The 11765-nt window shown below is 42.7% G+C and carries 11 protein-coding genes; 3 read left to right on the forward strand and 8 right to left on the reverse strand.

Going from position 1 to position 11765, the window contains the following annotated elements; translation table 11 throughout:
• Positions 1 to 206 precede the first annotated feature (206 nt).
• The 3 genes from RMZ42_RS31795 to RMZ42_RS31805 all read right to left on the reverse strand — a co-directional run bounded on the left by RMZ42_RS31795 (position 207) and on the right by RMZ42_RS31805 (position 3390).
• The gene (locus tag RMZ42_RS31795; protein ID WP_322675168.1) at positions 207 to 950 is read right to left on the reverse strand and encodes a class I SAM-dependent methyltransferase; all 744 of its coding nucleotides are present in this window, start codon (positions 948 to 950) and stop codon (positions 207 to 209) included.
• A gap of 338 nt (positions 951 to 1288) precedes the next feature.
• Positions 1289 to 1861 (reverse strand): single-stranded DNA-binding protein, encoded by a 573-nt coding sequence (locus RMZ42_RS31800; protein ID WP_322675169.1) that lies wholly within the window; start codon positions 1859 to 1861, stop codon positions 1289 to 1291.
• Positions 1862 to 2133: 272 nt separating this feature from the next.
• Entirely contained in the window at positions 2134 to 3390 is a 1257-nt protein-coding gene (locus RMZ42_RS31805) for an FAD-dependent oxidoreductase (protein WP_322675170.1), read from the reverse strand.
• Between the two features lie 210 nt (positions 3391 to 3600).
• On the opposite strand from RMZ42_RS31805, the gene RMZ42_RS31810 reads away from it, so the two are divergent.
• Positions 3601 to 4944, forward strand: coding sequence for an ABC transporter ATP-binding protein (locus tag RMZ42_RS31810; RefSeq protein ID WP_322675171.1), 1344 nt, complete (start codon positions 3601 to 3603; stop codon positions 4942 to 4944).
• A gap of 140 nt (positions 4945 to 5084) precedes the next feature.
• On the opposite strand, the gene RMZ42_RS31815 is transcribed toward RMZ42_RS31810, so the two are convergent.
• The 4 genes from RMZ42_RS31815 to fldA form a co-directional block, all read right to left on the reverse strand.
• Positions 5085 to 5318 carry a DUF5615 family PIN-like protein gene (locus RMZ42_RS31815; protein WP_322675172.1) on the reverse strand — a complete coding sequence of 78 codons (234 nt, stop codon included), beginning with the start codon at positions 5316 to 5318 and terminating at the stop codon, positions 5085 to 5087.
• Positions 5315 to 5545, reverse strand: coding sequence for a DUF433 domain-containing protein (locus RMZ42_RS31820; protein ID WP_322675173.1), 231 nt, complete (start codon positions 5543 to 5545; stop codon positions 5315 to 5317). The genes RMZ42_RS31815 and RMZ42_RS31820 overlap by 4 nt, the downstream gene beginning before the upstream one ends.
• A gap of 181 nt (positions 5546 to 5726) precedes the next feature.
• Complete coding sequence (locus RMZ42_RS31825) at positions 5727 to 6476, reverse strand: alpha/beta fold hydrolase (RefSeq protein WP_322675174.1); 750 nt, start codon at positions 6474 to 6476, stop codon at positions 5727 to 5729.
• 67 nt (positions 6477 to 6543) lie between these two features.
• Positions 6544 to 7056 (reverse strand): flavodoxin FldA, encoded by a 513-nt coding sequence (fldA, locus tag RMZ42_RS31830; RefSeq protein WP_322675175.1) that lies wholly within the window; start codon positions 7054 to 7056, stop codon positions 6544 to 6546.
• 535 nt (positions 7057 to 7591) lie between these two features.
• Here fldA and RMZ42_RS31835 point away from each other — a divergent pair.
• Positions 7592 to 7810: a hypothetical protein gene (locus RMZ42_RS31835; RefSeq protein WP_322675176.1), complete on the forward strand. Its 219-nt coding sequence runs from the start codon at positions 7592 to 7594 to the stop codon at positions 7808 to 7810.
• 47 nt (positions 7811 to 7857) lie between these two features.
• Positions 7858 to 8526, forward strand: coding sequence for an HAD family hydrolase (locus RMZ42_RS31840; RefSeq protein ID WP_322675177.1), 669 nt, complete (start codon positions 7858 to 7860; stop codon positions 8524 to 8526).
• Between the two features lie 457 nt (positions 8527 to 8983).
• Here RMZ42_RS31840 and RMZ42_RS31845 read toward each other — a convergent pair whose 3' ends face one another.
• Positions 8984 to 11512 (reverse strand): mannose-1-phosphate guanyltransferase, encoded by a 2529-nt coding sequence (locus RMZ42_RS31845; RefSeq protein ID WP_322675178.1) that lies wholly within the window; start codon positions 11510 to 11512, stop codon positions 8984 to 8986.
• Positions 11513 to 11765 lie beyond the last annotated feature (253 nt).

The following is an 11765-nucleotide window of genomic DNA, read 5'->3' on the forward strand; positions in this document are numbered from 1 at the left end:
TATTTGGATTTTAACAATAGTTTTGATCTATTATGTGCGTAAATTTGGTTTTTATACTCCTCGGCAGTGTTCACTGCTAAAACTTTAACCACAATTGACATCACATACTTCCACAATATACATACATTTGCGATGTAGAACTGCTCGCGATCGTTCACAAGTACAACTTACAGTTAGCCATTATCTGCCGAAGTTCGAGACTTTATCTATACTTTATAAGCAATAACCAACAGTTGAGGAGCATCAAAACCACCCTGAAGCACAAGGTCGTGTACGATCTGCCATCCCTTTCGAGTAAACAACAATTCCCAAAACGATGGGCTGGATTCTGAGTATAGTTGTCTCCAGTAAAGCAACTCACTACGAGTCAAAAAACACTGGTCACAACGGTAATAATCTACACAAAAACCTGTTGTTTCCAGAAGCGTAAATATTTGCTCGTGAGTGAAGGCATGAAGGTGGTATGGATCAAAATGACGCGTTTCACCTAGTGGTACAGACATCATCAATATACCATTGCTAGTTAAATAATTACTGAGTTGTCTTAAAAAATAGGTCGGATTTTTTAAATGTTCTATCGTCTCAAAGGAGATAACAACGTCAAAAGGCTCTGAACACTCAAATTGCTCTGCATCAGCGCAAATGAACTCTATTCCGGGTATTTGGTAGTGTTTATTAGCATATTCCACAATCTGGGAGCATATATCAACTCCAACTACACTGCTTGCGCCTGCCACACGAAGCATTTGGCTACCATATCCACTGCCACATGCTATATCTAGAACTCTTTTTCCCAAGACATACTTAGTTGCAGTTTCGTAGCGTCCAAGATGTAGCTCCACGATCTTGCGACTAGCCGAATCGTTAGCCATGCGTTTGGGAATCAAGCGTTCCCAAGTTACAGCCAGGTTATCCAAAGCTTCAACTGAACTGCTAATAAAGTTACTCATATAATTTACGGTTAACAAAGCGCTAGTGTTTTATTGTGAGAGTTTTCAATTATACATAGCTGCCAGTAACCCTAACCCTGCATTCAGACCAGATGCTCTTGTGTACGATCTGGCTAGGGTGTTGATTTTGTTGGAAATACCATCAGAATTTATCATGTAATTTTTGTGTCGTTAGCAGAACCAGATAAATGCAGAATTAGTATCAGCGATGCCTCACGACAAAACCCAAAGCGTCAACGCAGACAAAAAAATAGCACATCTTCAAGGATGGCTATTTGTAGAAATTGTCTAATCGTAATCATTAGTTAGCAAATTGAATACACGCTCAACTACCAACTTTAGAACGGAATATCATCTGGATCTGGTTCTTCCTCTTTCACTGCTGGATAAGTAGTTCGCTCATAATTTGTGGATTGGGGTACGGGTTCGTAAGTTTTCGTTTGGGGAGCAACGCCAACAGGATTTGTCGCTGGAGTAGGTGCTGGACGTGGTGACTCGTAACTGGGAACCTCTTTCTGTGCAGGACGAGATGCTGATGGTTGTCGTGGAGCAGTTTCAGTGAATGATGGAGTTACGGTTGCTGAGGGTAATGGATCGGTATTAAAACTACCTCCAACAGATTGAATTTGTTGTACTGTTAATTCAGCGCGTTTTTCTTTAAAACCTTCTTGACGATCGACAGTATTCATAGTTAAACGTCCTACCAAGATGACGCGATCGCCTTGGTGGTAATTTTGCTGAATTTCTGTCGCTAAATTCCCCCAGCCGACAACTTTCAGGGTGGCTGGCGGATCTTCTGGTTTCTGGGAATTGGGAAACTGCACCAGCATTTCCGTGACTCCCAGATTATCTGCTGTATAGCGGAGTTGCGGTTCGTTAATAATTTCTGCCATCAAAACGCAGCTGTTCATTAAAATTACTCCTGACTGCAAAAAGTACTGATTGAAAAAGAGGGATTTTTCTATGTAGTGCCAATTAATATCTAAATATGTTTAATTGTTTGCATTTTTTAATAATGCGTGAGTTTTTAGTCCTTTCTAGCATAAAAGCCAAGCGATCGCTTTGAACAGCATTGAGTATACTGTTCGCCACCCTCGCTTGACTAAATTGAGCATTCAATTCTGCATAGAGTAGTATAATTGTACCACTAAGTTAATTAAATAGAAAAATTTCTTGCCAAGAATTAAGCCTTGACGCGAACTGGAAAAACACCCAAGGCGATCAACCTGGCTGGAAGGTCGCGCAAGATGGGTAAGCGCAAAAATCCGGGTGGTACAAAGGTGCGATTTAAGGTGATAACCGGGGCCAATACCCGCTTTTGGATAAAAGTTTGAAACGCCTGAATAATGCGTGTGGGCAATTCGCGTTGACGTTGTACTTTTGCTAGGTCGCTAAGTTGTACTTGTCGGTTCTTGAGCGGTTTGCTGAGTACATTCGCTGCAACGACAGCATCTTGAATCGCGTAGTTAATCCCAACTCCACCCACAGGGGACATTATATGAGCTGCATCACCAATGAGTAATAGTCCTGGACGATACCAGCGTTTGACGCGGCTGGACTCTACTGAAAGAAAAGCTACTTGTGACCAGTCATGTAAATTTTGAATGCGTTGCTGGAATTCTGGTACTACTTCCACAACCGATTTTTTTAATTCCTCCAAACCCGCAGCCCTTAGTTGTTGATAGCCTCCCTTGGGGATGACATCGGCAACTTGCCACTCATCACCACGGTCAAGCATGGCAATTAGCTTACCTTGACCAAAGCGCCCCATTCCCCCTTCAGGGTCTTCTGGCTGACGCGGTAGGCGAAACCAGAGGACATCCATTGGCGGCGAAGTTTCGATTGATTCAAACTCACCCAAGTGGCGTAAACGTGAGTGGCGACCGTCTGCACCCACTGTCAGTATTGCGCGAATTTCATGCCAACCACCGCCTCCTCGATAGCGGACACCTTGAATCACTTCATTTTCGGTGATTAATTCCTGTACATTCGCACCCATTACTAGATGGAAACTAGGATATTTTTGTGCTTCTTGGGTGATGAACTCCAAGAATTTTACCTGGGGAAGCATTGTAATGTAGGGATAATGGGTTTTCAGATGGCTAAAATCTGCGAATGTGAGAGTATCTTGAGGAGTTTGAATACTAATTTGGCGCATTTTGGTATGGGGAAGTTCTAACAAGCGATCGCTTAATCCCAATTCCTCCATAATTTCCATCACCGATGGATGAATTGTATCGCCGCGAAAATCGCGATCGAAGTCTTTGTGTGCTTCCAGCAGCATCACAGAAATGCCTTGACGCGCTAACAACAGCCCCAATACTGCTCCTGCTGGTCCCCCACCCACAATGCAACAATCTGTAGTTTGTACGTCTACAATGTCATGGACAGGATTAACGCTTGGGTCTTGAGAAAGATTTTTAGGTACATAGGTAGTCATAACAACACCTCTTAACAGCCCTAAAATTTAGGGTAGTTTGCTTTTGATAGTGTTAGCTGTTTTTTTAACTTTTCGTATTTACCCTGAAGGTGTATTATGATGAGCGCTAAACTGTCATTGGTCATTAGTCATTAGTCCAAATCCAATGCCCAATGCCCAATGCCCCATGCCCCATGCCCAATGCCCAATCCCCAATGACAATAATTAGTTGTGTCCCAAGTTATTTTAGAAAACGTTTATAAAAGTTTTTCCTCGCGTAAAGGGGAAAGTGTTACCTCACAAACCCAATCTCCTCTCACGCCTGGGGAAAAAATCGATGTAGCCCAAGAGCGGGCGGAAAGTTTCAATGTCTTGCGACGGATTAACCTGACGATCGCAGACGGTGAATTTATGGTGCTGGTAGGCCCTTCTGGTTGTGGTAAAAGTACCTTGCTGCGGTTAATCGCCGGGTTAGAAGTGATGACTGGCGGTAATATCTGGATAGGCGATCGCTTGATCAATGACTTACCACCCAAAGAACGCGACATCGCAATGGTGTTTCAAAATTACGCCCTTTATCCTCACATGACGGTGTATGACAACATCGCTTTTGGGTTACGCCGCAGGGAAAGCAGGGGAGCAGCACTTCGGCTACGCTCAGTGACCGAGGAGCAGGGGAGCAGAGGAGATACTTCCTCGTCTCCTTATTTTCGGACGTGGGCGGAAAATCTTTTTGTAGGAGCGACCAGAAAGTTACCTAAAGGATTGCGCTACACTTCTGACAAAGAACGGGCGGTGGATGAACAGGTGCGTAGTGTTGCTCAACTGTTGCAAATCGAAACATTGTTGAATCGCTTACCCAAACAACTATCTGGGGGACAAAGACAACGGGTTGCATTGGGAAGAGCGATCGCACGTGACCCCCAAGTATTCTTAATGGATGAACCGCTTTCTAACTTAGATGCCAAACTACGGGCAGAAACCCGCGCTCAAATTGTCAAATTGCAGCGCCAATTGGGGACAACAACAATTTACGTTACCCACGATCAAACAGAAGCTATGACAATGGGCGATCGTATTGCGATTATGTCTGAGGGTAAAATTCAGCAAGTTGCTTCTCCCTTAGAACTTTACAACCGCCCAGCCAATCTTTTTGTAGCAGAATTCATTGGTTCACCACCGATGAATTTTATTCCTGTAGAATTTCATGCCCCGCAGTTGATTACTCGTTCCCAGTTTCGTTTCACCCTCCCAGAAGTTTGGGGAAAAGCTTTACAAAAATATGATGGGAAAACTCTAATTTTAGGCATCCGTCCAGAACACTTTAACTTGAGTATGCCTGCAACCAAAAATCTACCAGTGCAAGTAGATTTGGTAGAGAATCTCGGCAATGATTCCTTTCTCGCTGTTAAGATTGCCGAACCAGGATCTAAACCTAGTACTACAGCGAATTACCTACAAGTGCGAATACCACCAGACCGATTTGTACAACCTGGTGAGCAACTTTGGTTATCGCTAACCCCAGAGAAAATTCACTTTTTTGATCCAGAAACCGAGTTAGCAATATTTCCCTAATACTATCCGCGCCTAATTGGTAGAATACGCACCCTAGATTGAGCTTGGTCAACAGTGACCAATGCGCCTATTTCTAGTGAAGACTCAAACTGATTCACGGCTGAAATAACTAGATTTTCAATACTATTCGGCAAAACATCCTAGGTACGAACCTGAATAACACTGGGAGTATCGGCACCTGTGGCAGCTAGTAAGGAACCGAAGTCTAAATCGTGAGTAAAGACGATATATTCATTAGTTCTTGCCCACTGCATAATTATTGAATCTTTCTCGCGGGGATCGCCAACTGTAGACCAGTGGACAGCGGAGATATTGTACCTCTCAAAAACCGCAACCCAATCAGGAGAAAGGTTCATATCAATCGAAATTTTCATGCACTTCTAAGAGGGACTTCAATCTCTGCAGCCCGCCATGCAGCGTAGGCAAGTGCCTCATAGATGTCGGCTTCTTCGAGGTAGGGATATGCCTTGAGGATGTCGCTATTACTGTGTCCAGATGCTATTAACCCGACGATGGTACCAACAGTAATACGCATTCCCCGAATACAGGGTTTGCCACCCATCACTTCAGGATTGCGAGTAATTCTAGTGAGATTTTGCATAATTTTTGTAGAGTATTATATTGAGCATTTTAACTTTCACAAGTGCGATCGAATTGGTAAAAAAGTGCTTTCAACTGTAAAGTAGCGATGCCTACGGCGGCAAGCTACGCACCCCATTACACCCCAAATTTCATCGGTGCGTAGCCGTAAGGCTGTCGTCAGACATCGCACCTCAAAGTTACTAATTTATAGAAGTGCTAAAAGATAGTGCAGATGCTTCTAGTAAATGCGGATGGTGACTTTGCCAAAAACTCAAAATTTGTTCGCCAACCTGTTGAGGATAAAAATAGTGAAAAAAATGATACCCTTCTGGGTATTCCCAGAGTTTATCTTCTGGCTTGAACCAATTTAACCAGTCATGCAATACAGTTGAGTTGACTACCGGATCGCTCTTGCTACCACATACCATCATTGGCATAGAAACTCCACTTTTGGGTAAATAAACCAACTTAAATAAAGAGTGTGACGTGGGAGATTGTTCTAAATCTTTATCTAAGGCAGCTACTAACTTTTTAGTGGTATGAGGTGGTTGATTGCCAAATAGACTGCGAACGCTGCTTGCTAGAATTAGTTCACGGCTGATGCTAAAAAGTTGTCGTTGAAAGTAATAGTGAGCCTGCCAATTGTTTGCAGGTTGAGCAGCTACAGCTAGCAGAGTGAGCGATCGCACTTTTTGCGGAAATCGCCGCGCAAAGGTTAAGGCGATCGCACCACCCATAGCATGTCCTGCTAAATGCACGGGGCCGCGGCATTCCAAAAATTCATACAGTAAATCTACAGCTTGATCTATGGAACTGGCTTCATCTTTAGTTTGCTGATATTCCCACTGAGCAATATTTATATAACTAGATAAATATTCAAGTAATGGTTTATCAAAACGCTGCAAAACAGGACTGGCACTTAACCATAAAACATCAAATGAATCAGACATAAATACCTATAACTTCTAAATTATCAATTGCAATAAAGGCGCACAGCTAGCTGTACGCCCTAAATCTCTACAAACCAAATTCTTTCTTTAACTGAGTAACCCAAGTTTTAATTCGCTCGTCTGTTAAATCAGATTGACTACCTTCATCAAGTGCCAATCCGACAAACTTGCCATTTCTCAAAGCTCTAGAATTCTCAAAATCATATCCCTCGGTTGACCAGTAACCAACAGTTTTGCCGCCCCGTTGGGAAATCTTTTCTTCCAGAATTCCAATTGCATCTTGGAAGTTATCGGCATAACCATATTGGTCTCCATCACCAAAATAGGCAACTAGCTTTCCACTAAAATCTATTTCATCTAGATCGGAGAAAAAGCCTTCCCAATCGCTCTGAAGTTGACCAATATCCCAAGTAGGAGAGCCAATAATCAGCAAGTCATATTCATCAAAAGTGCTACTATCCGCCTCATAAATGGGATGTAATGTTACAACATCACCACCAAACTCATCTCGAATTTTTTCAGCATCAGATTCAGTGTTACCAGTTTGAGTCCCGTAAAACAAACCAATTTTTTTTGACATATTGACACCTGAAAAATAAATAGTTGTGTGCTCTGCTGAAAAGTCGCCCTGAGAGGTTGGTTAATCTGCCCATCAAGGCATCTACTCCAGTGTTTGAACAGCCACGCAAGTCAAAAGCGTTATCTTTTCAGAAAGTTTGCAAATAGCTGAAATACATGACCCCCTTAATGAGTATTAGTCTCAATAACTCTGAAGATATACTACCAGAATAATTGAGAGTCTTTTTCATTTAGATGGGTAAACTTTTGTTAAGTATTTCAGGAAACAAACCGAAAACTAGACGAGGCAGCAAGAATTCTCATACCTTAATTGGTCAAAAACTTCGCACTGACTCGAATAGGAGTATTGAGATGAACGCCTGAACAAAAGAGTTTAGACTAAAAGCGATACAAGACTCGATCTTGCAGAAGTTATGCGATCTTGTCCTTTGGCTGCTCTAAATACGGTAAGTCAATCAAGTTACCGTATTTTTATATTAAGAGTGAATAACGCACTCTGCAAGAAGATAGTTTAAATCAAACGGAAATTGCCCCTTATGCCAAAAGACTGGTTTGAATGGCACGATCTCTACAATAGTGAACCAACATTGCAGCAGCGACTGCAAATTGTTCGGGAATATATTTCTCATAGCTTGGATGCATCTTTACCGGGAATCATTCGTGTAGTCAGTGTTTGCGCGGGTGATGGGAGGGATTTATTCGGGAACGCTATCAAAGCACTCCCGTGCAAAAGATGTGTACGCACGACTTGTTGAACTTGTCTAGATTACAATTACTGAAAAAAGTAACTGTTCGTTAAGCTATGACAAATTTGGAATTGATCATTTTTGATTGCGATGGTGTGTTGGTAAATAGTGAACCGATAGTGAATCGTATTTTTGCCGAAACATTAACTGAAGGTGGATTGACAATCACCTATGAAGAAGTCACCCAACAATTTATGGGGAAGTCATTGGCAACTTGTTTGGAGATTATTAAGAAAACCTACGGAAAACCAGTTCCTGCTAAATTGCTTGAACGCTGTAAGGAACGAGAAATCGCTGCATTGCAACAAGAACTCCAAGCAACTGAGGGAATTGCTGCCGTTTTAGAACAGATTACATTGCCAAGATGTGTAGCATCGAACAGCAGTCCTCGGCATATTCAATTCGTTTTACAATTAACGGGATTGTTGCATCAATTTGATGGCAAGCTATATAGCTCTCATCATGTTGAACGCCCTAAGCCCTTTCCTGATGTGTATCTGTATGCGGCTAGCCAAATGGGTAAGACTCCAGAAAATTGTTTGGTAATCGAGGACTCGGTAACGGGGGTGCAAGCAGCATCTGCCGCCCGAATGCAGGTATTTGGTTATACTCCACGAAGTAATCAAGGCAATTCTTCGCATCACGATGCTTTGATTGCCGCAGGAGCAAAGCTAGTTTTTGAGGATATGTATCAATTGCCGATTTTATTGAAATTGTGGAAGTGATTTTAAAGTTTTTGTGGGATATCACTTAAGGTTTACTGAACCCAGGACAATCACCTTATTCATTCTTATACTGTCCAATTTTCTGAAAATTTAGGATATATTGTTGACGACTTTTTTAGCTTAGGTAATCGCCTAGAGTCTGATGAGTCACATTTTAAAAATAAGTGTATTTTGTCAATACGCCCAAATGTAGAAATAAACGACCAATACCTGAAAGTATTCAGTTTACTCTAACTAAATTTCTCGAATTTGGATAGCGGACAGTTCAACTTTAGAGGCATTATTTTGTAACGGAAAAACAACGAGGCTCCAACCAATTTTTCTTCCGAACGCCTTCTCAAAATCTTTTGACAACTACCTTACAGCCTTAATTTGTGACGAATGGGCGGATGGTCAAGATAATTCGTAGTTCGTAATTAAAGAATTCAATTACGAATTACGAATTACGAATTACGAATTACACTTCGGCGGGTTGATATTCTTGTTGTCTTTCCACAAAAGTCTGAACACGGGTGCGGTAGTTTCTCACAGTCTCATCTACCCATTCGCGATCGTTGCTATTTGCATACAAATGCACCAGTGGTTCGCTGGCATCTGGTAAAACTAACAGCCAACTGTCATCGTAGGGTTGACAAATTTTTACTCCATCGATGAGTTCTAGATTTTGCGCTGGGTGAGTTTCTACCAAGTAACGCATTAAAGCACCCTTAGCTGTCCACGGGCAACGGACTGTATAACTTTTGTGAATTACACGAGGCAATTCTGACCGCGCCGCAGCAAGCGATCGCTCCTGGATAGTCAACATCTCAATGATCTTGGCAATGCAGAACATAGAATCAAATCCCGGATGCAGTTGCGGGAAAATAAAACCAGTATCTCCACTACCTCCCAACACCACATTTGGGTTTTTCTGGCAAGCCTCCATTAAAGCTGTAGGGTTGGCTTTAGTGCGAATCACTCTGCCATCATGGCGACGGGCGACTTGTTCAATAGCACTGGAAGCATGAACTGGTACAACTACCGTTCCTCTGGGGTTAGCAGTTAATATCATGTCTACCATCAGTGCTGTTAACATTTCCCCGCGAATTGGGTAGCCTGATTCATCAACTAAAATTAGCTGTTCTCCATTAGCGGATACTTGCACCCCAAAGTTAGCTTTTAATGCCTCCACTACATGACCTAACTGAGTCAGCAATCCTTCGCGATCGGTGATTGACATTGCCGTTTTATTGACACTGGCATTCAATACCACTGCATCAGCGCCAAATTTATCCAACATTTGGGGTAAAACTGCCCCTGATACTGCATAAACATAGTCAATCACCACTTTTGCCCGACTGTTGCGGAGTGTATGAACATGCAATAGTTTCTCAAAAGCAGTGCAGTAGCGCTCCATGACTTGGCTAGGATAAGATACATCGCCAATTTCATGAATTAGTGCCCGCCGCATATCTTCCTTAAAGTAAGCCCCTTCAATTTTCTTTTCTAGGGCTTTGGTGATATTAATGCCCTTGGCATCCATGAATTCAATCAGAATATAGTCAGGGCGGTCTGGGTGTACCCGGACGTGGATACCACCAGCTACCGACATTGTGGGTATAACTGTACGGGCGATGGGGATAGCTGTAGCATCAAGGTTTTGAATGTCAACACCTACCGACATTAAACCTGCAATCAGCGATCGCGTCACCATCCGAGAGACATTACGCTGGTCGCGGGAAACCGTTACTTTAGAACCAGGTTTCAAAGTAGAACCGTAAGCAGCTCCCAATTTCACAGCAAATTCTGGAGTAATGTCGATATTAGCTAATCCTTGAACACCACGTTGACCGAATAAATTTCGTTGGGCAGTGTTCCCCCAAATTAAGTTAATGTTTAAAACTGCCCCTGACTCAATCTTTTTACTGGGCCAAACGCGCACACCAGGGCTAATTTGGGCTTCTTCTCCTACCGTAGAAAGCGAACCCACAACAGCAGCTTCTAATACATGGGCGCGGCGGTCTACACGAGTGCCACGGGAAATTACACAGGCAGAAAGATGTGCTTCATCGCCAATAAATGCCCCATTCCACACGATGGGACGTTTGAGATTAGCATCAGCACCAATAGTGACATTATCCCCAATTACGGTTCCTGCCTCAATCTGTACTCTTGCCCCAATACGGCAATTGTCACCAATCACAGCCGGGGTTTCAATCACAGCCGTGCGATCGATGTAAGTATTTTGACCTACCCATAATTCATGAGAAACTTCTTTATAGGCAAAATCCAACTGGACTTTTCGATCTAACGCGTCATACTGAGCTTCACGATAGGCATCTAAGTGACCGACATCACACCAATAACCTTGAGCAATGTAACCATACATTGGCTCATCTTTTGCTAGCAGTAAGGGGAATAAGTCTTTAGAAAAGTCACATTCAACGTTTGCTGGCAGATATTCCAAAACTTCTGGTTCGAGAATATAAGTACCAGTGTTGACGGTATCAGAAAAAATTTCACTACTAGAGGGTTTTTCTAAAAATCGCCGAATCCGTGCTTCCTCATCAGTAATCACCACTCCAAATTCAATCGGGTTGGGAACCCTGGTTAAAATCAAAGTAGCTTTTGACTGTTTTTGTTTGTGATATGCGATCGCCCCCGTCAGGTCAAAATCTGTTATGCTATCCCCGCTAATCACTAAAAAGGTTTCATCAAGAAGTTCGGCAATGTTTTTTACACAGCCTGCTGTACCCAAAGGTTGGTCTTCTTCGACAGCATAAGTCATCTGAACGCCAAAATCGCTGCCATCTTGAAAATAGTCTCGCAAGACATCAGGTAAATAATGCAATGTTGCAATAACTTCTGTAATTTGATGTCGTTTGAGGAGATTGATAATATGTTCGGCAATTGGTCGATTTAGAATCGGCACCATCGGTTTTGGCAGATCGCAAGTCAACGGGCGAAGCCGCGTTCCCGAACCCCCTGCCATCAGTACTGCACGCATAAATCCTCCTTAACTAGTTACAGCTTTCGCTATTTGAAAAACGTGTCAGATATATTTTGTTTTTCTTTCTCTAGTCTCCTATGGATATTGAGATTTGAGGAACTTCCACAAGATGCATATAGATTGGGGATTGGGCATTGGGCATTGGGCATTGGGGAGAAACTTGTTCAATATTTCTCCCTGTTATCTTTCTCATCCCCCCAGTCCCCAGTCCCCAGTCCCCAGTCCCCAGTCCCCAGTCCCCAGTCCCCAG

The sequence above is a fragment of the Nostoc sp. DedQUE05 genome, from assembly GCF_034530955.1.
Taxonomy (GTDB): domain Bacteria; phylum Cyanobacteriota; class Cyanobacteriia; order Cyanobacteriales; family Nostocaceae; genus Nostoc.

Excerpts from the sequence above, each read along its gene's own strand:
- RMZ42_RS31795 (WP_322675168.1), bottom strand. The coding sequence starts at position 950 with ATGAGTAACTTTATTAGCAGTTCAGTTGAAGCTTTGGATAACCTGGCT.
- RMZ42_RS31800 (WP_322675169.1), bottom strand. The coding sequence starts at position 1,861 with ATGAACAGCTGCGTTTTGATGGCAGAAATTATTAACGAACCGCAACTC.
- RMZ42_RS31805 (WP_322675170.1), bottom strand. The coding sequence starts at position 3,390 with ATGACTACCTATGTACCTAAAAATCTTTCTCAAGACCCAAGCGTTAAT.
- RMZ42_RS31815 (WP_322675172.1), bottom strand. The coding sequence starts at position 5,318 with ATGAAAATTTCGATTGATATGAACCTTTCTCCTGATTGGGTTGCGGTT.
- RMZ42_RS31820 (WP_322675173.1), bottom strand. The coding sequence starts at position 5,545 with ATGCAAAATCTCACTAGAATTACTCGCAATCCTGAAGTGATGGGTGGC.
- RMZ42_RS31825 (WP_322675174.1), bottom strand. The coding sequence starts at position 6,476 with ATGTCTGATTCATTTGATGTTTTATGGTTAAGTGCCAGTCCTGTTTTG.
- fldA (WP_322675175.1), bottom strand. The coding sequence starts at position 7,056 with ATGTCAAAAAAAATTGGTTTGTTTTACGGGACTCAAACTGGTAACACT.
- RMZ42_RS31835 (WP_322675176.1), top strand. The coding sequence starts at position 7,592 with ATGCCAAAAGACTGGTTTGAATGGCACGATCTCTACAATAGTGAACCA.
- RMZ42_RS31840 (WP_322675177.1), top strand. The coding sequence starts at position 7,858 with ATGACAAATTTGGAATTGATCATTTTTGATTGCGATGGTGTGTTGGTA.
- RMZ42_RS31845 (WP_322675178.1), bottom strand. The coding sequence starts at position 11,512 with ATGCGTGCAGTACTGATGGCAGGGGGTTCGGGAACGCGGCTTCGCCCG.